Origin of the sequence: Sphingomonas soli NBRC 100801, assembly GCF_001591025.1 — a bacterium.
Classification (GTDB): domain Bacteria; phylum Pseudomonadota; class Alphaproteobacteria; order Sphingomonadales; family Sphingomonadaceae; genus Sphingomonas; species Sphingomonas soli.
In genome coordinates this window covers 1-21,937 of record NZ_BCTZ01000019.1, presented here as the reverse complement: position 1 = coordinate 21,937, position 21,937 = coordinate 1, and the positions used below count along the sequence as shown (strand labels likewise).

Genomic DNA, 21,937 nt, shown 5'->3' with positions numbered 1-21,937 from the left:
CCTTATCCGCGAACGCATCGCCTGGAGCGAGGCCCCCTCCTCCACTTCGTGGTCCCCCTCCCCCGCTTCGCGAGGGAGGAAAAGAAATGAACTCGTCACGCCGCCACCCCATAGCCTTCGCGTTCGAGCTGGAGCGCGAGTTCGGGGCCACCGGTGCGGGTGATGCGGCCAGCCTCCAGCACATGGACGAAATCGGGCTGCACGTAATCAAGCAGGCGCTGATAATGGGTGATCAGGATCACGGCCTTGTCCGGCGCGCGCATGATCCGGTTGATACCGTCGCCAACCGCCTTGAGCGCATCGATGTCGAGCCCCGAATCGGTTTCGTCGAGGATAGCGAGCTTGGGCCCGATGATGCCCATCTGCACCATCTCGTTGCGCTTCTTCTCGCCGCCGGAGAAACCGACATTGACCGGGCGCTTGAGCATTTCCTGGTCCATCCCCAGCGCATCCGCCTGCGCACGCGCCAGCTTCAAAAACTCGCCGCCTGACAGCGCCGCCTCGCCGCGCCCGCGCCGCTGCGCATTGAGCGCCTCGCGCAGGAACTGGACGTTCGACACGCCCGGAATCTCGACCGGATATTGGAAGCCAAGGAACAGGCCCGCCGCTGCGCGCTCGTGCGGCTCCAGCTCCAGCAGGTCCACACCATCGAAGCGTACGCTGCCGCCGGTCGGCGCATAGCCGGGCCGCCCGCCCAGCACATAGCCGAGCGTCGACTTGCCCGCGCCGTTCGGCCCCATGATCGCGTGGATCTCACCCGCATTCACCGCGAGCGAGAGCCCGCGCAGGATTTCCTTGCCGTCGACTTCGGCGCGGAGATTGTCGATCTTGAGCATCACTTGGGTTCCGAATTCCTGGCCGGGGCACATGCCCGGCTGTTCCGTGTTACGCGCAGCCGCATCATGGCCGCGCCTCTTCCTTGGCTGCAGTGCCGTCACCGAATTTCATCGTCACCACCGAGCCGCTGGTGGACGCGCTCGGTGGCGGCGGAAGCGGCTTGACGCGCTGCTTGTCATTCTCTTCCGTGCGATCGGCGATCGGACCCAGCGTGCCTGGCGCAGGCGCGGTCTTGGGCTGGACCAGCTTGGGCATGTCGAAGATCGCGGGCGCGCCGGTGCCGAGGTTGCTGCGCGCCGCCCCGATCGCGGGCTCGATCGCGGTCAGTTCGACGCAATCGGTAACTTGGTCGGCAGTCTTCGCATAACAGACCGGCGTCGCCTGACAGGCATTGGTATCGCGCCGCTGGCTGCCGCTGGAGATCATGATCCGGCAATTGCGCAGCTTGTTGTCCGCGCCCTTGTCGAACAGCATCGTCGTGGTGCCATAGGTCGCCTGGACGACGATATCTTCATACTGGTCGTCCTCCACCGGCGGCGCGGCGGCAGCAGCCTTGGGCACGTCCTGCGCGGCGAGGAGAAGGAGTGTGGGGACGATCATCCCACGCTCCCCTCAAGCGAGATCCCCAGCAGCTTCTGCGCTTCGACCGCGAATTCCATCGGCAACTGCTTGAGCACTTCGCGCGCGAAGCCGTTGACGATCAGCGCGACCGCCGCTTCGGAATCGAGCCCGCGCTGCATCGCGTAGAACATCTGGTCTTCGCTGATCTTGCTGGTCGTCGCCTCATGCTCGATCTGCGCCGAGGGGTTCTTCACCTCGATATACGGCACGGTATGTGCGCCGCACTGATCGCCGAGCAGCAGGCTGTCGCACTGGGTGAAGTTGCGGACATTCTCGGCACCGGCATTGACCAGCACGCGGCCCCGATACGTGTTGTTCGACTTGCCCGCACTAATCCCCTTGGAGACGATCGTCGAGCGGGTGTTCTTGCCGATATGGAGCATCTTGGTGCCGGTATCGGCCTGCTGATGGCCGTTGGTGACCGCGACCGAATAGAATTCGCCGACCGATCCATCGCCCTTCAGCACGCAGCTGGGATATTTCCAGGTGATCGCGCTGCCGGTCTCGACCTGGGTCCAGCTCACCTTCGAGTTCTTCCCCTCGCACAATGCGCGCTTGGTGACGAAGTTGAAGATGCCGCCCTTGCCGTTCTCGTCGCCGGGATACCAGTTCTGCACGGTCGAATATTTGATCTCGGCATCGTCCAATGCGACCAGCTCGACCACGGCGGCATGGAGCTGGTTCTCGTCGCGCATCGGCGCTGTGCAGCCTTCGAGATACGAGACATAGCTGCCCTTGTCGGCGACGATCAAAGTCCGCTCGAACTGGCCGGTATTCTCGGCATTGATGCGGAAATAGGTGCTGAGTTCCATCGGGCAGCGCACGCCCTCAGGAACGTAAACGAACGTACCGTCGGAGAAGACCGCCGCGTTCAGCGCCGAGAAGAAATTGTCGCGGACGGGCACGACCTTGCCCAGCCATTTGCGGACGAGATCGGGATATTCGCGGATCGCTTCGCTGATCGAACGGAAGATGACGCCTGCCGCTTCGAGTTCGGCGCGGAAGGTGGTCGCGACCGAGACGCTGTCGAACACCGCATCGACCGCAACCTTGCGCGCGCCCTCGACGCCCGCGAGCATCTTCTGCTCCTCGATCGGGATGCCCAGCTTCTCATAGACGCGTAGGATTTCGGGATCGACCTCGTCGAGGCTGCCGAGCGCCTTCTTCTGCTTGGGCTCGGCATAATAATAGGCGTCCTGGTAATCGATCTCTGGGATCGCCAGCTTGGCCCATTCGGGCAACTCCATCGTCTGCCAGGTGCGAAACGCCTTGAGCCGGTATTCGAGCATCCATTCGGGCTCGTTCTTCTTGGCCGAGATGAAGCGGACAGTGTCCTCGCTCAGCCCCTTGGGCGCGAACTCCTGCTCGATGTCCGAGCTGAAGCCCCACTCATATTTCTTGTTCGCGGCGGCGAGTGCCTCGGCATTCCGCGCCTTGGTGTCGGTTTCGGTGGTCATCACGCGTGCTCCGCCACGGCCGGCACAGGCGCCTGCGCGGAAAGTTGGGCGAGGGTTACACCGGCGAGCGCGCCACGGACGGCACCATTGACGGTGCCCATATGCGGCTTCACGCGGCAGCTCCCTTCGACGGCGCAATCATGCTTGCCTGTATCGACGCAGGAGGTCATCGCGATGGGGCCTTCGATCGCCTCGACGATATCGGCCAGGCTGATCGCGGCCGGCGGGCGCGACAGGCGAAAGCCGCCGCCCGTGCCGCGCGTCGATTCGATCAGGCCCGCGCCGGAAAGCTTGCTCACCAGTTTCTGCACCGTGGGCAGCGGCAGCCCCGTCTCATCGGCGAGCAAGGTCGCGTTGAGGCGAATGCTTCCACAGTGCCTCGCGGCGGCAGACATCATCACGACGGCATAGTCGGCCAGGCTGGACAGGCGCATTATTGCGAACGACTCTCAATCAGATCAATTTAATCCGATTGCCAAATGGGCGTCTCGCCCTCTCAGGTCAACCTTTTCGGGGAAATGTTCGGGAAGAAAGTGGAGCCGGTTGCCCAAAGCGACCCGGAGCGGATTTCACAACCACGTTTTGACGGACGGTGATGCGGGTGCGAAAGGCGCTGGCATGGCCCGTACCCTCAGCTCCGCCTTATTCGCGCTCGACCCCGAACGCGCCCACCGCGCCGCCGTCCGCAGCCTCGCGCTCTGGGGATCGCTGGGCACGCCGTTTGGCGGCGTGGTCGAAAATTCGCAGGGCGTAGCGATCGCCGGAATCAAATTCCCCAATCGGGTCGGGTTGGCCGCGGGCTTCGACAAGGACGCGGAAGCGATCGCCGGGCTGTTCGCGCTCGGTTTCGGTGCGGTTGAGGTCGGCACGCTCACCCCGCGCGCACAGCCCGGCAACCCGAAGCCGCGCCTGTTCCGGCTTACCGAAGACGAAGCGGTGATCAACCGCATGGGTTTCAACAATGGCGGCGTGGACGCGGCACTTGCCCGCATCGCGGCGCTGAAGAAGCGCGCGGGCGTGCTGGGCATCAATGTCGGCGCGAACAAGGACAGCGACGATCGCGTCGCGGACTATGCGCTTGGGGTCGCCAAGGCCGCGCCGCATGCGGACTATATCACGATCAACGTTAGCTCGCCGAACACGCCCGGCCTGCGCGATCTGCAATCGCGCCCCGCGCTCGACGAACTGCTGGCGGCCGCAGACGCTGCGCGCGCGGGCACGCCATTGTTCCTCAAGATCGCGCCCGATCTCGACCGTGCGGGTATCGAAGGCGCGGTCCGCGCCGCTATCGACAACCGCATCGACGCGCTCATCGTGTCGAACACCACGATCTCGCGTCCGCCGCTCGAGTCGCGCTATGCGGGTGAGGCCGGCGGCCTTTCGGGCAAGCCGCTGCGCGCGCTGGCGATGGCCAAGCTGATCGAGGCGCGCGAGGCGTCCGGCGGCGCGCTTCCGCTGATATCGGCGGGGGGGATCGACAGCGGCGACGAAGCAAGGCGGCGCGTGGATGCGGGCGCGGCGATGGTGCAGATTTATTCCGCGCTCGTCTTCAAGGGGCCGGGCCTGGCGCGCGAGATCGCCCGCGCGCTTCGCTGACGTAGCGGCTTTGCCGCGCCATCAAACCCCGCTACGGCTAGCCCGATGAAGAAGCTGGCCGCGTATCTCGTCGTTCTACTGCTCCCGCTCAGCGCCTTTGCGCAGGGTATCGTCAGCGCCGCGGACCCCCGGGCTGCGGCGGCGGGCGTCGAAATCCTCGGCAAGGGCGGAAGCGCCACCGATGCCGCCATCGCGACCATGCTGGCGCTCAACGTCGTCGAGCCGCAAAGCGCAGGGATCGGCGGCGGCGCATTCTTCGTGCAATATGACGCAAAGGCCCGGCGGACGACCACGATCGACGGGCGCGAAAAGGCCCCGGCGGCGGCAACCTCGCGCTGGTTCTACGATGCCGATGGCAAGCCGCTGAGCATTTTCCAGGCGGTCCCCGGCGGGCGCAGCGTGGGCGTGCCGGGCACGATCCGGGCCATGGCCGCTGCGCATCGCCGTGGCGGGAAGCTGCCCTGGGCCGCCCTGTTCGAACCCGCGATCCGGCTAGCGCGCGACGGCTTCGAGGTTTCGCCCCGGCTCAACAACGCGCTCACCCGCTTCGGCAGCCATGTCGATCAGGGCGTCCGCGCGATCTTCTCGCCCGAAGGAACGCCGCTGGCAATCGGTGCGCATGTGCGCAACCCGGAGCAGGCGGCGCTGTTCGAGCGGATCGCCAAGTCCGGGCCGGACAGCTTCTATGTCGGGCCCCAGGCCGAGAAGCTCGTCGCCACCGTCAACGGCGCGGCGCGCAACCCCTCGCACATGACCGCCAGCGATCTGGCCGCCTATGAGGCACGCGAGCGTCCGGTGCTTTGCGGCAAATATCGCCGCCACAAGATCTGTTCGATGGGTCCCCCTTCGTCGGGCGGTATCGCGGTGCTGATGATCCTCAAGCAGCTTGAGCGCTTCGATCTGGCGGCGCTCGGCAAGGATTCGCCCACCGCCTGGCACCTGTTCGCCGAAAGCTCGCGGCTCGCTTACGCCGATCGCAATCTGTATGTCGGCGATCCCGATTACGTGTCGGTCCCGGTCAAGGGCCTGCTGGACAGGAAGTATCTGGCCGGCCGCTCCGCCCTGATCGATCCCAAGGGCACGATGACCAGCGTCACCGCCGGCAAGCCGCGCGGCGCGCCGCCCCGCCTGCCCGCGCCCGACACCGAAGTGCCCGGTACGACCTCGCTCAGCGTGGCGGATGCCAGCGGCAACGTGGCACAGGTGACCACCACGATCGAGAGCTCGTTCGGGTCGGGCCTGTCGATGGACGGCATCCTGCTCAACAACGAGCTCACCGATTTCGATATCGTGCCGGAGAAGGACGGCTATCTCGTCGCCAATCGGGTGGAGGGCGGCAAGCGCCCCCGCAGCTCGATGGCGCCGACGATCGTCTATGGGCCGGATGGCAAGGTCCGCATCGCGATCGGCGCGGCGGGCGGATCGACGATCATCGCGCAGGTGGCGAAGGCGCTGATCGGCGTGATCGACTGGAAATTGTCCGCGCAGGACGCCGTGGCGCTGGGGCTGCTCTATGCGCCCGGGCCGGTCGCGACCGCGGAGAAGGGCACGCAGCTCGATGCGATGATCCCCGCGCTCAGGGCGCTTGGCGAAAAGGTCGAATCGGGCGCGCTGGGGCTCAAGGCCAACGCGATCGAGCGCGTGCAGGGCAAGTGGGACGGTGCCGCCGATCCGCGCAGCGAAGGCGCGGTGATGCATCAGGATGGACGGATGAAGGAAATCGTGCGGGCGGGCGCGCAGCCCAACCGCCCTGCGGAATGAGGTGACGCCGCCAAAGCGGCGCATCGGGGAGAGGGATGACAATGCGAAAGCTCGAACGCTTTGAAAATCTGGTCGCGATGTTCTTCGCGCGCGCCCGCGAAAAGGGCGACAAGCCGTTCCTGTGGCACAAGTCGGAGGGCGCCTGGCGCCCGACGAGCTGGGCAGAGGCGGCGCGACAGGTCGCCAGCCTGGCCTCGGCCTTCACCGCGCTCGGCCTGAAGCGCGGCGACCGCGTCATGCTGGTCAGCGAGAACCGTCCCGAATTCTGCATCACCGATCTCGCGATCATGGCGGCGGGCTGCATCACCGTGCCGACCTACACCACCAATACCGAGCGCGATCACCAGCACATCATCGAGAACTCGGGCGCCTGCGCGATCGTGGTCTCGACCACCAAGCTCGCCAAGACGCTGCTGCCCGCCGCGATCCGCGCTTCCTCTGCCCGGATGATCATCGGCATCGATGAAGTGCGTATCGGACAGCAGGGCGCGCTGGAATTTCACGACTGGCACGATCTGATCGCGAAGCACGATACGCCCGCCAGCGAAGCCGCCGCGCGCGCCACCTTCGCGCGTGAGGATACCGCCTGCATCATCTACACCAGCGGCACGGGCGGAAGCCCGCGCGGGGTGATGCAGCATCACGGCGCGATCCTGCACAATGTGGAGGGGTGCTGTTCGGTCATTTCGGAGGATTTCGGCTGGGGCGACGAAGTGTTCCTCAGCTTCCTGCCCTTGAGCCATGCCTATGAGCATACCGGCGGGCAATTCTTCCCGATCGGGCTCGGCGCCGAAATCTATTATTCCGAAGGGCTGGAGAAGCTTGCCTCGAATATCGAGGAGGTGCGCCCGACGCTGATGGTCGTCGTCCCCCGTCTGTTCGAAGTGCTGCGCACGCGCATCGTCAAGCAGGTGGAGAAGCAGGGCAAGTTCGCCAACTATCTGCTCGATCGCGCGGTCACCATCGGCAACAAGGCAGCCAAGGGCAGCATCCCGCTCCATGATCGCCCGATGGACCTGTTCCTGGGCGCGACGCTGCGGCCAAAGCTGGCCAAGAAGTTTGGCGGGCGGATCAAGGCGATGGTCTCGGGCGGCGCGCCACTAAATCCCGAAGTCGGCAATTTCTTCGCATCGCTGGGGCTCACCTTCCTTCAGGGCTATGGGCAGACCGAGGCCGCGCCGGTCATCTCGTGCAACCGACCGCGCGCGGGCCTCAAGATGGATACGGTCGGCCCGCCGCTGGACGGCGTCGAGGTGAGGATCGCGGAAGACGGGGAGATATTGGTGCGCGGCGAGCTCGTCATGCACGGTTACTGGCGCAATGAGGAAGAAACCGCGCGAGTCCTGAAAGACGGCTGGCTCCACACCGGCGACATCGGCCTGATCGACGAAAAGGGACGCATCCAGATCACCGATCGCAAGAAGGACATCATCGTCAACGACAAGGGCGACAATGTCGCGCCGCAAAAGGTGGAGGGGATGCTGACCCTCCAGCCCGAGATCGTCCAGGCGATGATCGCGGGTGACAAGCGCCCCTATATGACCGCGGTGATCGTGCCCGATCCCGAATGGACGCAGGAATGGTGCGCGAAGTCGGGAACGAAGTGTGACTTCAAGGAGCTGGCGCACGATCCCGATTACAAGGCGGCCCTGGGCGCGGCGGTCGAGCGGGTAAACAAGGAGCTCTCGGTAATCGAGCGCGTCCGCAAGTTCATCATCGCCGACGGCCCGTTCACGATCGAGAACGAGCAGCTAACGCCGAGCCTGAAGATCCGCAGGCATGTGTTGAAGCAAGCTTATGGGGAGCGGCTGGACGCGCTGTATTGAGGTCAGCAGGGCCCATGCCAGAACAGGCGTAGACTTCTTAAAGCAGCCTGTCGGCTAGCGACCCATTGCAGACTTCCGTACCCTCCTGTTCCCCTCTCTTCGTCACCCCGGGCTTGCCCCGGGGTCCCGCTTCTTCCTTACGTACCGTCAGCGCGTTCCAGACAGCTCGCGCGGCTGGAGCTGAAAAGCTGCCAGACCGCTCCCTCGTTCCTTTCCCTCGCGGGGGAGGAACTGCGGATCCTGAATCCTTGTCACCCCGGACCTGTTCCGGGGCCCACCAAGCCGCGGGTGTTTAGGCTGGAGCCTCTTGTCCATCGAGTGCCGCCAGGTGGGTCCCGGAACAAGTCCGGGATGACGGGTGTCGACGTGGGGTGTGCCCGCTTTCCACCCATAGTCGGCCGTTCAGCCCTACTGCCGAAAGCGGTCGTTTATGGTCTCACGCCCTAGCCGTCGCCAGCCGCGGAGAGTCAATGGATCACTTCTTGGCCGCCGCCTTCTTTGCCGGCGCGGGCGCCTTCTTCTCCGGCACCACAGCCATCGTCCAGTCCTTGCTCGGCACCAGATATTTGGCGGCGAGCTTCTGAAGCTCTTCTGGCGTGGTCATCGCGATGTCCTGCGCCAGCGTGTTCACCGCTTCGATCCGCGCCGGATCGCGCGTGCCGCCCTCGACGAGGCGCATCCAGAACATGTTGCCGCTCGATTGGCGGATCAGCAGCTGCTTGATCGGCGTCAGCGCCCGGTCAAGCTCGTCCGCCTCCACGGGCTTGGCGACCAGATCCGCGGCGATCCCGCGAGACAGCTTGAAGAAGAAATCGGTCTTGTCCGGCGGCACCATGCCCAGCGCGAGCAGCTTGCCGCCGCCCGGCATCCCGACCGGCCAGTCGCTCACCACGGCGGGCGAATAGCTGATCCCCGCCTGGCTGCGAAGCTGGTCCATCAGCCGGTCGCGGAAGATCGCGGCGAGCACGTCGAGCTTGCGGCTCTCGGTGATGCCCGCGCTGCCGCCGCCCGTGGGCCAGGCGATCACGGCCGCGGCCTGATCCTGCTTGCCGGTATGCGTGCGGATTACCGGCTTCGCGACATGCGCCGGGAATTTGGCGGGCGGCCCGGCGCTGGCGGCGGCGGGCCGCGGCGCCAGCGCGCCAAAGGTGGCCGCGACGGCATCGACGGTCACGTTCGCATCCATGTCGCCAAAGATCGAAATCTCGATCGGCCCGCTGGCGAGCAGCGGCTCCCACAGCTTGCGGAAGGATTGCGGCGTGATCGCCTCGACCGTCGCACGCGGCGGGGTGCCCCAGCGCGGATCGCCCGAATGGAGCAGTGATTCCAGATCGCGCGAGACCACGGCGTCGGGCGATGAAGACAGGCCGGCATAGCCCGACAGCACCCCGGCACGCGCCCGGACAACCGGATTGGGGTCCCAGCCGGGCGCGGCGAGCTTGGTGGCGAACAGCTTGAGCTGATCGGCCAGATCCTCCTTGGTGGTCTGCGCGCTGAGCACGAAAGCGTCGTCGGCGATCGAGAAGTCCATTCCGATCTGACGGCGGCCGGTCAGCGCGTCGAGCTCTTCCTGGCCATAGGTGCCGATGCCGCTCGCCATCAGCGCAGGCTCACCGGCCCATGCCGGGGACTGGCGATCGGCGGGCAGCGCCTTCAACCCCCCACCGAAACGCACGCGAACATAGACCTTGCCGGTCTCGCCCTGATCCTGCCGCATCAGCAGCTTGACCCCGTTGGAATAGGTCACCTGATCGATCTGCGCGGAAGGCAGCACCGTCTGGCGCAGCGCGACCACGCCGGGCGCGCCAAGCTTCGGCAGCGCATCGAAGCTGACATCGCCCACGAACTTGCGGTTCCCCGCCGCGACGACATTGGCGGAAAGCGCCGCAGTCACCTTGGTCAGCACCTTCGCGTCGGGCACGTGGATATTGACCAGCGCGCGTGTCGCGGTGCCTTCAAACACCTTCTTGGAAGCCGCGAGCACGGTTTCGGGCGTGAAGAATTTCGCGTCCACCGCACCCTTGAAGATGTCGTAGCTGCCCTCGGGCGTGGTCACGGTTTCGTTGATGTCCACCGCTTCGATCAGATCCTCGGCGATCTTGGATCCCGCCTCCACCGGAGCGGTATTGATCCGCTGCTTCATCGCGGCGTCGATCTCGGCAAGCTCGCGATCGATCTCGGCCTGGGTCGGCGGGGTTTCCTGCGCATCGGCGATCACCGCGCGCACGTCGCGCAGCGCCGCTTCCCAATCGTCGCCGGCGGGCAATACCTGCATCGTGGTCACGTTGGCCGATCGCGCGATATCCGAAAGGTCCGCGCCTGCCGCCAGGAAAGTGCCGCCCGAGCGCGCGCGCGTTTCCAGCCTGCGGTTGATGATGCGGATCGCGACCAGATCGATCATCCGCTTCTGGTTGAAGATCACCGTATCGGCAAAGACCGTCCAGGGGCGTACGGTCGTCATCATCACCATCGGCGGGATGGCGGGCTCGACGATGCTCGCCGCCACGGGGTGCCCGGCGCTGGGCTGGCCGAAATCGGGCGTCGCCGGGGCAGGACCGTTGCCCTGCCAAGCAGAGAAATGCTTGGTTACGAGTTGCTCGAGGATCGCGGGATCCATGTCGCCGATCACCACCACGGTGGCGCGTTCGGGGCGGTACCAGCGGTCGTGGAACGCCTTCACCGCTTCGGCGGTCGCGCCGGTCAGCGTCTCGACCGTGCCGATCGGCGCGCGCTGCGCCAGCGGCTGGCCCGCGAAGATCAGGTCGAGCTGCGCGTCCTGCAAGCGAACCTGCGGGCCCGGCTGCTCGCGCTGCTCGGCGAGGACCACCGGCCGCTCGGCGGTGAGCGCTTCCGGCGTGATCGCCGGACCGGTCATCATGCCGGACAGGATCTTCATGCTCTCGTCGAGCTTGTCGCTCGTCGCGCTGGGCAGATCGAGCTTGTAGGTTGTCGCGGTGAAGGTCGTCGTCGCGTTCGAATCCGAACCGAAGGTGACGCCGTAACGCTGCCATATCCGCTTCGATTCGCCATCGGGCACATGGATCGATCCGCGGAACGACAGATGCTCGAGCAGATGCGCGAAGCCGCGCTCGCTATCCTGTTCCATCAGCGATCCGGCATCGACCCTGACGCGCACCGATACCTGGCCCGGGGGCACGCCATTCTTGCGCACCGCATAGCGCACCCCGTTGGGGAGCCGTCCGAATTTCCACTCGGGATCGTGGACGAGGTCACTGCCCTTGTAGAGCCAGGGATCGTCCGCCGTCTGGACCGGCCGGGGGGCCGACTGCGCCGAAGCCTGCGGCGCGGTCTGCGCCTGAAGGGCGACCGGCGCGGCGAGCGTTACAAGGGCCAGAAGGGCGAAATGCGGCAAGCGCTTGATAGGGGGCATGCGGCCTCATCTAAAGGGGATCACGTCGCCATGCCAGCGCGCACCTTTCCGGCAGGTGTACGGCGAGCGGACCGCGGCAGCTTCACCCCGATCGCATGTCGCCGTCAGCTATTTTCCCGGCAACCTTTCGTTTCCGCCGCGCCGCTTGATCCGCGCGCTCCCAAGCGCCACATGCCGCTCATGCTGATCGAGACAGAACCCACACCCAATCCGGCGACGCTGAAATTCCTGCCGGGCCGTGCCGTGATGGATTCGGGCACGCGCGACTTCGCCACGCCCGAAGAGGCCGAGGCTTCGCCGCTGGCCGAGGCGCTGTTCGGCCTGGGCGACGTGACCGGCGTGTTCTTCGGCCGCGACTTCATCTCGGTCACCGCCGCGCCTGGCGTTGAGTGGCGCGACCTGAAGCCCGATGTGCTGGGCATCCTGCTCGATCATTTCAGTGCGAACATGCCCTTGTTCCGCGCGCCGTCGGCCGGGTTCAGCGTGCCCGCCGAGGATCAGGATTTCGGCGACAATCCCGAAGATGCGGAGATCGTCGCGCAGATCAAGGAGCTGATCGAGACGCGCGTGCGTCCGGCCGTCGCCAATGACGGCGGCGATATCGTCTATCGCGGCTTCGATCAGGGGAAGGTCTACCTCCAGATGCAGGGCGCCTGCTCGGGCTGCCCCTCCTCCTCCGCGACCCTCAAAAATGGCATCGAGCAGCTGCTCAAACACTATGTTCCCGAAGTAACCGAAGTAAGGGCCGTATAATGGCAACCCCGCTTGATGATGAGGCGCTCGATCGCCTGTTCCGCACTGCCCGCACCGCCAACGGCTACACCGACCACCCGGTAAGCGAAGCCGATATCCGCGCGATCTACGACCTCCTCAAGATGGGCCCGACCTCGGCCAATCAGCACCCCGCCCGCTTCGTCTGGATTACCAGCCAGGAAGGCAAGGAGAAGCTGGCCGCGCTGTCGAGCGGCACCAATGGCGAGAAGATCCGCAAGGCGCCTGCCGCGGTGATCATCGGCATGGACCTGAATTTCAACGAAGAGCTTCCCTGGCTCTTCCCGCACGCACCTGGCGCCAAGGACTGGTTCGGCGACGAAGCCACGCGCTACACTCATGCCTTCCGCAATTCGTCGCTCCAGGGTGCCTATTTCATCATCGCGGCGCGCGCGCTGGGCTTCGATACCGGCCCGATGTCGGGCTTCGACAACGCCAAGGTTGACGAAGCCTTTTTCGCGGACCAGCCCAGTGTCCGGTCCAACTTCATTTCGACGATCGGGCATGCCGACCCCAGCACCATCTTTGAGCGGCTCCCCCGCCCCGAGTTCGAGCGCTTCAACCGCGTCATCTGAACCGTTGCGCACGCTCGTCATCGAAACGGCGACTGCCGCCTGCTCGGTCGCGCTGATCGAGAGCGGACGCGTGATTGCCAACGCGCATGAAATCGTCGAGCGCGGCCATGCCGAGCGGCTGATACCGATGATCGCCGCGTTGCCGGGCGAAGGCAGGGCGGACGGAATCCTCGTGGACGTGGGTCCCGGCAGTTTCACCGGAGTGCGGGTGGGGCTTGCCGCCGCGATCGGGCTGGGGATCGGACGCGGCGTTCCCGTGCAGGGCTATTCTTCGCTCGCCCTGCTCGCGGCCACAGCCTTTGCCCGCGATCCCGCCCTCGCGCGCCTTGCCGTGGTGCTCGAAGGGGGGCACGGTGAGGTGTTTATGCAGATATTCCATGCATCTCCGTTCGGCACGGACACGCCGCTTCGATCGCTGACGCCATCCGCCGCGATCGAATTACTGGATGGGCTTCCCGCAATCGGCAGCGGCGTTCGCCGCCTCGCGCAGATCGCGCCTTCTTCCGCACTGGCCGAGGCTTGGCCCGATGCGGCCGACGCTGTTTCGCTGCCGCCTGCTTTCGCTGCGCTCCCCGCCAGTCCCATCTATGGCCGCGCGCCGGATGCGAAGACACTGGCGGAACGCGGCCTCGCATGAGCGGCGTCCTTCACCAGCGCGAGTTGCGCGAAGGCGGGGTCCATGACCTGCCACAGATCGTGCAAATCATGCAGGATGCGTTCGAACCGCGCTTCGGCGAGGCATGGACCAGCGCGCAATGCATGGGGATGCTTTCGCTCCCGGGCGTCTGGATGGTCATTGCCAGCCTTGACGGCAAGGACATCGGCTTCGCCCTTACGCGCCTGGTCGCGGACGAAGCCGAATTGCTATTGCTTGCCACCCGCCCCGGCGCGCGCCGCCGCGGCGTTGGCGGTGCGCTGCTGCGCGCCGTGATAGAAGAGGCGCGCGCCCGCGGCGCTGCGCAGATTTTCCTGGAGGTTCGCGCTGGAAACAGCGCCGCAAAGCTCTACAACCGTGAAGGTTTCGCCAAAGTTGGCGAGCGGACCAATTACTATCGCGGAAAATCTGGCCAGCTATTTGATGCGCATACCTACGCTAGAAAACTGAATTGATTCCAATCTATTCAGGGAATTTTGGCACACAGCAAGGTTAAGCGCTTGCCTTATGACCAAAATGGACCGATACGGCCCGGCGAAGGGTGGAATGTACCCGCCTCGTACGGTCGAAAGGAAAACAATGGATACCATGTCGGACATTCAGGAGACGCTTGTCACGCTCACGGCTGACATCGTTGCGGCTCATGTCAGCAACAACAGTGTTGCTGTTTCTGATCTGCCGGTACTGATCCAGAACGTTCATGGCGCGCTTTCCGCTCTGGGCACCGCGCCCGCCGAGCCGGAAGTGAAGCAGGAGCCCGCCGTATCGATCCGCTCGTCGGTAAAGCCCGATTTCATCGTCTGCCTGGAAGATGGCAAGAAGCTCAAGATGCTGAAGCGCCACCTGATGACGCATTATCAGATGACCCCTGATCAGTATCGCGCCAAGTGGAACCTGCCCGCCGACTATCCGATGGTCGCCCCCAACTATGCCGAGCAGCGCCGCACCCTGGCGAAGAAGATCGGCCTGGGCACCAAGCGCCGCAAGCGGTAACTGCCCCTCCCTCTCGGGAGCGACTTCAAGCGCCGGCCAGGGCGATAGCCCGGGTCGGCGTTTTGCGTTCAACCGCCCTTCCCCCTGCTGACCAATATGGCTACATCATCGCAATGCCACGCAAGATCGACCTGGAAGCCCTTTGCCATGAGAAGGGCCTGCGCATCACCGAACAGCGCAAGGTGATCGCCCGCGTGCTTTCCGATGCCGAGGACCATCCCGACGTCGAAAAGGTCTATGAGCGCGCATCCGCAATTGATCCCGGGATCTCGATCGCCACGGTCTATCGCACCGTGCGCCTGTTCGAGGAGGCAGGCATCCTCGACCGCCACGATTTCGGCGACGGCCGAGCACGCTACGAGCCCGCACCCGAAGCCCATCACGATCACCTGATCGACGTCGAGACCGGCAAGGTCATCGAATTCGTCGATCCGGAATTGGAGCTGCTCCAGAAGCAGATTGCCGAGCGGCTGGGCTTCCGCCTCGTCGATCATCGGATGGAATTGTACGGCGTCGCTCTGGACCGGAAGAACTGACGCTTCGCGTTCAGCCTCCCTTGGCCCAAGCCATGTTAAATTCCTTGTAGACACCGCGCACCGGATTTCCCGCGGCATCGATCGCGGGGAAGAAGCGCCCCCGCAGCATCAGCGCCCGGCAGGTTGCCCGATCGAACGAACCAAACCCGCTGGACCTGATAACCTTGCAGCCGGTGGCGCGCCCCGCCTCATTGACGGCGAGCGCCACGGTGGTGCGCCCTTCCGCGCCGATCCGGACCATGTCCGCCGGGTAATCGTTGAGCCCGATCGGGGGAGGTCCGGGACGCATCTTTACTTCAGGGAGTGCAAAATCGGGGGTGTCGCCCATGCCCGTAAATGCCGCGCTGGTATCGACCACTGGAGCCCCGGTCGAGCTTGAGCATTCGAGCCAAGTCGCGCCGGTGATGATGCTCCGCTCGTTCACCAATTGCTCGTTTGCCCGGCACTGCTTGACGTGCAGATAAGCCGACACGCCGGTGTCGTTATGAACGCGAGTCTCCTGGCCCGGCACCAAGTTCCGGACCAGATATTGCGCGGCGTTGGTGCACGGCGTGGTCGCGGGGCTGAAGCAATAGTAGAATTTTATCGGATAAGAACAGATATTGCGAAAGTCGGCGATTTGCGTGGTGACGCGATAATGACGCGTCCGTGTTCGCTCTACGCCGCGCTCTTCGGTCGTGCACGCATTCTGCTCCTGAGCCTTGGCGGGAGACGCGATCGTCAACGCCGCCCCCGCTCCGAACAATGCCAGCACGACCAAGAGCATCCGCATCATTCCCTCCCCGAATTTGCTTTGGACGGTGCAGCGCCACCGTGGCATCGTCAAGAGTACTTGCCTTGCGGGGGCCGCACCGCTTGAATAGTGCCATGAATGACAATCGCGCCGACCGCATGCGTCAAGATGCCGCTCGCGGCATGCCGATCACGCTGAACTTGCGCGAGCGACTGCGCCTGTCGGGCCGGATCTTCCTGCTTGTGCTGCTGATCACCACGCATGTGCCGATGCACTATCTTTGGCGTCTGTTGCGCCTGCCATCGCCCTGGCCGCGCTGGTTTCTCGGCAATGTTGGCCGCATCGTCGGCGCGCGCGTGGAAAAGATCGGCGTGCCGCTGCGCCGCGACGTGTTCTACGTCGCCAATCATCTGAGCTGGATCGATATCCTGGCGCTGGGCGGCGCGAGTGGAACGGCCTTCATCGCCAAGGCGGAGCTGGCCAAGGCGCCGCTCGTCGGCTGGCTCGCGAACCTCAACCGCACGGTCTATGTAAAGCGCGAGAACCGGCTGGGCGTTGCCGAACAGATCAACGATCTGCGCCTCGCGCTCGAAGACAATTGGGCGGTCACGATCTTCCCCGAAGGGACGACGACCGATGGCCAGTCGCTGCTGCCCTTCAAGACACCAATGCTCCGTGTGCTCGAACCCCCGCCCCCCGGCGTAATGGTCCAGCCGGTATTTCTCGATTACGGTGCGGTCGCCGAAGAAATTGGCTGGATCGGCGACGAAAGCGGCCTGACCAACGCCAAGCGGATCCTCGCGCGCAAGGGCAGCTTCAAGCTGAGCATCCACTATCTCGAACCCTTCCTCCCCGCCGATTTCCCCGGCCGCAAGGCCATCGCCGCCGAAAGCCGCCGGCTGATCGAGGAGGCCCTGCTCGAAGCGCTGGGCAAACCGCTCCGCCCCTTCCGCTTCGACGTCGCCCCCGTCCGCTATGCCGTCCGCGAAGACAGCCCCGCCGCCTCCTGACCCGCCCGCACTTCGTCATGCTGGACTTGTTTCAGCATCCAACGTGCAACCGGGCTACAGTCTCTCGGCTATCCCGAGCACCGGCGCCAGATCGTTCCATTCCGGATTCTGCCGCTCGATCAGGTTGAGCTTCCAGTCGCGATGCCAGCGCTTGAGCTGCTTCTCGCGCGCGATCGCCGCATCCATGGTTTCAGCCATTTCGAAATAGACGAGACGGTGCACCCTGCAGCGCGTGGCAAAGCCCTCCGTCACGCCGTGCCGGTGCTGATAAAGCCGCCCCGGCAGATCGGACGTCACCCCGATATAGACCGTACCGCGCGGCGCGCTCGCGAGGATATAGACGCACGGGTTGCGGTCTCTCGGCATCGCCGGATGCTGCTGCGCCTTGGATGCTGAAACAAGTTCAGCATGACAGTGACTCAATAGCGCTGACTAAACGAGGCTTCGCCGCTATAGGCCCGCCATCATGAACGCCCCGCACAAACCCAAGACCTTCCACGTCAAGTCGTTCGGCTGCCAGATGAACGTCTATGACGGCGAGCGCATGGCCGAGCTGATGGCCGCTCAGGGCATGACCGCAACCGACGATGCCAATGCCGCCGACCTCGTCGTGCTAAACACCTGCCATATCCGCGAAAAGGCGACCGAAAAGGTCTATTCGGACATCGGCCGCCTGCGCAAACACGGCAACGATCCGATGATCGCCGTCGCCGGCTGCGTCGCCCAGGCCGAGGGCGAGGAGATCGTCCGCCGCGCCAAGGTCGACGTGGTGGTCGGCCCGCAGGCCTATCACAATCTGCCCGAACTGGTCAGCAAGGCGGCGCGCGGCGAATCCGCGCTCGACACCGATATGCCGCTCGCCAGCAAGTTCGGCGCGCTGCCCGCCCGCCGAAGGGTCGCGCCCGGCGCGTTCCTCACCGTCCAGGAAGGCTGCGACAAATTCTGCACCTATTGCGTCGTGCCCTATACCCGCGGTGCCGAAGTCAGCCGGCCGTTCGATGCGATCGTCGACGAAGCCAAGGCGCTGGTCGATGCCGGCGCGCGCGAGATCACGCTGCTGGGGCAGAACGTCAATGCGTGGGACGACGAAGCAGGCACCGGGCTGCACGGCCTGATCGCCGCGCTCGACAAGATCCCCGATCTCGCCCGCATCCGTTATACCACCAGCCATCCCAACGACATGCGCGACGGCCTCATTCGCGCCCATGCCGAGGTCGAGAAGCTGATGCCTTTCCTGCACCTGCCGGTGCAGGCCGGCAGTGACCGCGTGCTCAAGGCGATGAACCGCAGCCACACGCGCGATTCCTATCTCAAGATCCTCGATCGCGTCCGCGCCGCGCGCCCCGATATCGCGCTGTCAGGCGACTTCATCGTCGGCTTCCCGCATGAGACCGAGGCCGAGTTCGCCGAGACGCTAAGCCTGGTCGATGCGGTCGGCTACGCGCAGTGTTTCAGCTTCAAATATTCGCCGCGTCCAGGCACCCCGGCGGCGGATATGACCGACGGTTTCATCCCCGGCGAAGTTATGGACGACCGCCTCCAGCGGCTCCAGGCGGCGCTCAACCGCGATCAGGCCGCGTTCAACGCCGCGACCCTCGGCAAGACCTGCCAGGTGCTGATCGAGCGCAAGGGCAAGCTTCCCGGCCAGATGCTCGGCAAGTCTCCCTGGCTGCAATCGGTACACCTGATGACCGATGCCGCGATCGGCGATCTGGTCGAGGTCGAGATCGTGCGCGCCGATCCCAATTCCCTGGCGGGCGTCGCGATCTGAGTCTCTCCCCCAATTTGGCCGTCATCCCCGCGAAAGCGGGGACCCAGGGTTACAGGCGGCCCGCTTGCCGCTTTGGATCCCCGCTTTCGCGGGGATGACGATAAGCAGGGCGGGTCAATCCCAACCCATTCACCTTGTCCCGGCCCACGCAACCGACTGACCACGTCTGGACAGCCCTCGCCCGCTCCTCCACATTCCTGCCAAACGCAAAGGGATGTTTTAATGCGCCGATTTCTGACGCTTTCGTGCCTTCTCCTCGCCACCACCGCGCATGCCCAGCAGGCGCGCGATCCCGGCCCCGACGCCCCGGTCTCCTACGAGCTGAGCTTCGACAATGCCGCGCACCGCGAAGCGAACATCGCCGTCACCTACCGCAAGCTGAAGCCCGGCCCGGTCGAGTTCAGCATGGCGCGCTCGTCGCCTGGCCGGTACGCGGTCCATGAATATGCCAAGAACGTCTATGCGGTCTCGGCCAGGGACGGCGCGGGCCGCGCGCTCGCGATCGATCGCACCGAGCCCAATGTCTGGCGCGTCGCGAACCATGACGGCAGCGTCACCTTCTCCTACACGCTCTACGGCGATCGCGGCGACGGCACCTATGCGCAGATCGATCAGACCCACGCGCATCTCAACATGCCGGCCACGCTGATCTGGGCGAAGGGCTATGACGAGCGGCCGATCCGCGTCACTTTCCGCGCGGCCGATCCCAAATGGAAGATCGCGACCCAGCTTGCCCCGGTCGCGGGCAGCAACACCATCTTCTGGGCGCCGCACCTCCAATATCTGCTCGACAGCCCGACCGAGCTTTCGGACTTCCAGTTGCGCGAATGGACGGTCAATTCGGGCGGCAGGACCCAGACGATCCGCCTCGCCGTCCACAGCGCCGACACTGCGGCGGACGTCGACACCTTTGCCGAAAAGGCCAAGAAGGTCGTCGCCGAGCAGATCCGCATCTGGGGCACCGCGCCCGAATTCGATTTCGGCACCTACACCTTCATTGCCGATTATGTCCCGCAGATCAGCGGTGACGGCATGGAGCATCGCAACTCGACGATCATCAGCCAGCCGCGCTCGCTGGCCGAGGGCAAATTCTCCCAGCTCGGCACGCTCAGCCATGAATTCATCCATGCCTGGAATGTCGAGCGCCTGCGCCCGGCCGAGCTCGAGCCTTTCGATTTCACCCAGGCCGATCCCACCCCGTCCTTGTGGTTCGCGGAAGGCTTCACCCAATATTACGGGCCGCTGGCGATCCACCGCGCGGGCGAATCCTCGCTCGACGCGTTCCTCGCGCAGCTCGGCGGAACGCTCGATCATATCGTCAACAATTCGGGCCGCCGCTACGGCTCGCCGCAGGAGATGAGTCTCCGCGCGCAATATGTCGATGCCGCCACCTCGATCGATCCGGTCAATGAGCGGATCTTCACGTCCTATTATCCCTATGGCGCGGTGCTCGGGCTGCTGCTCGATCTCAAGCTCCGCCAGAGCTTCGGCACCGATCTCGACGCCTATATGCGCCATATGTGGAAGCGGAACGGTGCCGCGCAGCGCAATTATGCGCCGGCAAAGCCCTATACCACCGCCGACCTTGAAGCGGGCCTCGCCGAACTGACCGGCGACCGCGCCTTTGCGAAGCATTATTTCGACGATCATGTCCGGCGCAGCGAGCTCACCGATTTCGCGCCGCTGCTGGCACAGGCCGGCCTGGTCTGGCGTCAGGCCAATCCGGACACCGTATGGATCGGCACAAACAATGTCGAGGGCGACAGCAGCGGCTCGGTCACGCTCAAGGAAATCCCCTATCCGGGCAGCCCGATCTATGCCGCCGGGCTCGATCGCGGCGACACGATCGTCTCGATCGACAACAAGGCGGTCGCGAACGCGGCGGACTGGCGCGCGGCGGTCAAGGCGCTGAAGCCCGGCCAGCCGGTCTCGATCGCGTTCAGGACGCGCGCCGGGCCGGGCACCGCGACGATCACGCCGGTCGTCGATCCGCGCTTCTCGCTCACCACGCTCGAAAAGGCGGGCGGCACGCCGACGCCGGAACAGCTCGCCTTCCGCCGCGCCTGGCTGACGCGGGACTGAGCTTCCCATTCCTCCCCCTCCCGGAGGGGGAGGAATTGGCGCTACCGATCGCTGTGCCCCGAAATCCTCACTCCACAGCTTTTGCGCGGCGTCCGCCGAATTCGCTGTCCTGTTGAGATTCGCTCTGCCAATCTGCACATCGCACATGCGCCACGGAACCACCCGCTTCGCTTCCGGTTACGCCCAGATGGCCCGCGCGCGCGCTTCGCACCGCAAACCCGAAAGGATCGCATGAGCCGCAAGCCTGTCCAGGCCCAGTCCGGGGATCGCTCCCGTACCGAGGTGACGTTCGACAAGCCCCAGCTCCTGCCGCAATTGTTCGGGGAGTTCGACAGCAACCTCCTCGCACTCGAAGAGCGGCTCGGCGTCTATATCCATGCCCGCGGCCAGAAGGTGCAGATCGAAGGCTCGGCAGAGGCGGTCGCGCACGCCCGCGAAGTGCTGCAGGAACTGCACAGCCGCGTGATCCGGGGCGAGGAGATCGATACCGGGCTGATCGAGGCGGTGATCGCCATGTCGAGCGAGCCGATGTTCACCGGCATCGTCAAGGCCGAGGTGGCGAATGGCAATGCCCCCCCCGGCATCATGATCCGCACCCGCAAGAAGACGATCGTGCCGCGCTCGCTAACCCAGGCGCATTATATGCGCGAGCTGGTGTCGAACGACATGATCTTCGCATTGGGGCCGGCGGGCACCGGCAAGACCTATCTCGCGGTGGCGCAGGCCGTCGCCCAGCTCATCACCGGCAGCGTCCAGCGCCTGATACTCTCGCGCCCCGCGGTCGAGGCCGGGGAGCGGCTCGGCTTCCTGCCAGGCGACATGAAGGAGAAGGTCGATCCCTATCTCCGCCCGATCTACGACGCGCTCTATGATTGCCTTCCCGCCGAACAGGTCGAGCGGCGCATCGCATCGGGCGAGATCGAGATCGCGCCGATCGCCTTCATGCGCGGCCGCACGCTCGCCGATGCCTTCGTCATCCTCGACGAGGCGCAGAACACCACGCCCGCACAGATGAAGATGTTCCTGACGCGCTTCGGCCAGAACAGCCGGATGGTGATCTGCGGCGATCCCAACCAGACCGATCTGCCCGGTGGCCCCGCCGCCTCGGGCCTCAACGACGCGGTCAGCAAGCTGGAGGGGATCGAAGGCATCTCCACGGTGCGCTTCTCCACGCAGGACGTCGTGCGCCACCCGATCGTCGGTCGCATCGTCCATGCCTATGAGGGCGCCAATGCGTAGCCACACGCAATCCTCCCCCGGAGGGGGAGGGGGACCGCGAAGCGGAGGAGGGGGCCAGCCCCAGACGGTATCGCTGGAGGCAA

General features: G+C 65.1%; 20 protein-coding genes. 13 read left to right on the top strand and 7 right to left on the bottom strand.

What is annotated here, in order from left to right; all coding sequences use genetic code 11:
* Nucleotides 1-95: 95 nt before the first annotated feature.
* The 4 genes from sufC to SSO01S_RS14270 form a co-directional block, all read right to left on the bottom strand.
* Nucleotides 96-836, bottom strand: a complete 741-nt coding sequence (sufC, locus tag SSO01S_RS14285) for a Fe-S cluster assembly ATPase SufC (protein WP_066799993.1) — start codon at nt 834-836, stop codon at nt 96-98.
* A gap of 64 nt (nt 837-900) precedes the next feature.
* The gene (locus SSO01S_RS14280) at nt 901-1,437 is read right to left on the bottom strand and encodes a hypothetical protein (RefSeq protein ID WP_066799990.1); all 537 of its coding nucleotides are present in this window, start codon (nt 1,435-1,437) and stop codon (nt 901-903) included.
* On the bottom strand, nt 1,434-2,915 hold the full coding sequence (gene sufB, locus SSO01S_RS14275) for a Fe-S cluster assembly protein SufB (protein ID WP_066799987.1): 1,482 nt from the start codon (nt 2,913-2,915) through the stop codon (nt 1,434-1,436). Before sufB ends, SSO01S_RS14280 begins: the two co-directional genes overlap by 4 nt.
* Nucleotides 2,915-3,349: an RrF2 family transcriptional regulator gene (locus SSO01S_RS14270; RefSeq protein WP_066799984.1), complete on the bottom strand. Its 435-nt coding sequence runs from the start codon at nt 3,347-3,349 to the stop codon at nt 2,915-2,917. Before SSO01S_RS14270 ends, sufB begins: the two co-directional genes overlap by 1 nt.
* 184 nt (nt 3,350-3,533) lie before the next feature.
* On the opposite strand from SSO01S_RS14270, the gene SSO01S_RS14265 reads away from it, so the two are divergent.
* Genes SSO01S_RS14265 through SSO01S_RS14255 form a run of 3 tightly spaced genes read left to right on the top strand, consistent with a single transcriptional unit; the run spans nt 3,534 to nt 8,098 of the window.
* Nucleotides 3,534-4,511, top strand: coding sequence for a quinone-dependent dihydroorotate dehydrogenase (locus SSO01S_RS14265; protein WP_066800209.1), 978 nt, complete (start codon nt 3,534-3,536; stop codon nt 4,509-4,511).
* A 45-nt stretch (nt 4,512-4,556) separates the two neighbouring features.
* On the top strand, nt 4,557-6,272 hold the full coding sequence (gene ggt / locus SSO01S_RS14260) for a gamma-glutamyltransferase (RefSeq protein ID WP_083943116.1): 1,716 nt from the start codon (nt 4,557-4,559) through the stop codon (nt 6,270-6,272).
* Between the two features lie 41 nt (nt 6,273-6,313).
* Nucleotides 6,314-8,098, top strand: a complete 1,785-nt coding sequence (locus tag SSO01S_RS14255; protein ID WP_066799981.1) for an AMP-dependent synthetase/ligase — start codon at nt 6,314-6,316, stop codon at nt 8,096-8,098.
* Between the two features lie 475 nt (nt 8,099-8,573).
* Here SSO01S_RS14255 and SSO01S_RS14250 read toward each other — a convergent pair whose 3' ends face one another.
* Nucleotides 8,574-11,489, bottom strand: coding sequence for a M16 family metallopeptidase (locus SSO01S_RS14250; RefSeq protein WP_066799978.1), 2,916 nt, complete (start codon nt 11,487-11,489; stop codon nt 8,574-8,576).
* Between the two features lie 180 nt (nt 11,490-11,669).
* On the opposite strand from SSO01S_RS14250, the gene SSO01S_RS14245 reads away from it, so the two are divergent.
* The 6 genes from SSO01S_RS14245 to SSO01S_RS14220 all read left to right on the top strand — a co-directional run bounded on the left by SSO01S_RS14245 (nt 11,670) and on the right by SSO01S_RS14220 (nt 15,019).
* Nucleotides 11,670-12,242 (top strand): NifU family protein, encoded by a 573-nt coding sequence (locus tag SSO01S_RS14245; RefSeq protein ID WP_066800203.1) that lies wholly within the window; start codon nt 11,670-11,672, stop codon nt 12,240-12,242.
* Complete coding sequence (locus SSO01S_RS14240; RefSeq protein ID WP_066799975.1) at nt 12,242-12,835, top strand: malonic semialdehyde reductase; 594 nt, start codon at nt 12,242-12,244, stop codon at nt 12,833-12,835. The genes SSO01S_RS14245 and SSO01S_RS14240 overlap by 1 nt, the downstream gene beginning before the upstream one ends.
* Nucleotides 12,836-12,839: 4 nt before the next feature.
* Complete coding sequence (gene tsaB / locus SSO01S_RS14235) at nt 12,840-13,472, top strand: tRNA (adenosine(37)-N6)-threonylcarbamoyltransferase complex dimerization subunit type 1 TsaB (protein ID WP_066799972.1); 633 nt, start codon at nt 12,840-12,842, stop codon at nt 13,470-13,472.
* Nucleotides 13,469-13,945 (top strand): ribosomal protein S18-alanine N-acetyltransferase, encoded by a 477-nt coding sequence (rimI, locus tag SSO01S_RS14230; RefSeq protein WP_066799969.1) that lies wholly within the window; start codon nt 13,469-13,471, stop codon nt 13,943-13,945. Before tsaB ends, rimI begins: the two co-directional genes overlap by 4 nt.
* Before the next feature lie 124 nt (nt 13,946-14,069).
* Entirely contained in the window at nt 14,070-14,483 is a 414-nt protein-coding gene (locus SSO01S_RS14225) for a Ros/MucR family transcriptional regulator (protein ID WP_066799965.1), read from the top strand.
* Between the two features lie 113 nt (nt 14,484-14,596).
* Nucleotides 14,597-15,019, top strand: a complete 423-nt coding sequence (locus SSO01S_RS14220; RefSeq protein ID WP_066799962.1) for a Fur family transcriptional regulator — start codon at nt 14,597-14,599, stop codon at nt 15,017-15,019.
* A gap of 10 nt (nt 15,020-15,029) precedes the next feature.
* Here the strand turns inward: SSO01S_RS14220 and SSO01S_RS14215 are convergent, their stop codons facing one another.
* Nucleotides 15,030-15,791 (bottom strand): energy transducer TonB, encoded by a 762-nt coding sequence (locus SSO01S_RS14215; RefSeq protein WP_169798364.1) that lies wholly within the window; start codon nt 15,789-15,791, stop codon nt 15,030-15,032.
* Between the two features lie 95 nt (nt 15,792-15,886).
* On the opposite strand from SSO01S_RS14215, the gene SSO01S_RS14210 reads away from it, so the two are divergent.
* On the top strand, nt 15,887-16,762 hold the full coding sequence (locus SSO01S_RS14210; RefSeq protein ID WP_066799957.1) for a lysophospholipid acyltransferase family protein: 876 nt from the start codon (nt 15,887-15,889) through the stop codon (nt 16,760-16,762).
* A 54-nt stretch (nt 16,763-16,816) separates the two neighbouring features.
* Here the strand turns inward: SSO01S_RS14210 and SSO01S_RS14205 are convergent, their stop codons facing one another.
* Nucleotides 16,817-17,128, bottom strand: a complete 312-nt coding sequence (locus SSO01S_RS14205) for a GIY-YIG nuclease family protein (protein WP_066799954.1) — start codon at nt 17,126-17,128, stop codon at nt 16,817-16,819.
* A gap of 100 nt (nt 17,129-17,228) precedes the next feature.
* On the opposite strand from SSO01S_RS14205, the gene miaB reads away from it, so the two are divergent.
* From miaB to SSO01S_RS14190, 3 genes are all read left to right on the top strand, one after another.
* Complete coding sequence (miaB, locus tag SSO01S_RS14200) at nt 17,229-18,533, top strand: tRNA (N6-isopentenyl adenosine(37)-C2)-methylthiotransferase MiaB (protein WP_083943112.1); 1,305 nt, start codon at nt 17,229-17,231, stop codon at nt 18,531-18,533.
* Nucleotides 18,534-18,755: 222 nt separating this feature from the next.
* Nucleotides 18,756-20,615, top strand: a complete 1,860-nt coding sequence (locus SSO01S_RS14195; protein ID WP_066799952.1) for a M61 family metallopeptidase — start codon at nt 18,756-18,758, stop codon at nt 20,613-20,615.
* Nucleotides 20,616-20,846: 231 nt separating this feature from the next.
* Nucleotides 20,847-21,854 carry a PhoH family protein gene (locus tag SSO01S_RS14190; protein ID WP_066799949.1) on the top strand — a complete coding sequence of 336 codons (1,008 nt, stop codon included), beginning with the start codon at nt 20,847-20,849 and terminating at the stop codon, nt 21,852-21,854.
* Nucleotides 21,855-21,937 lie beyond the last annotated feature (83 nt).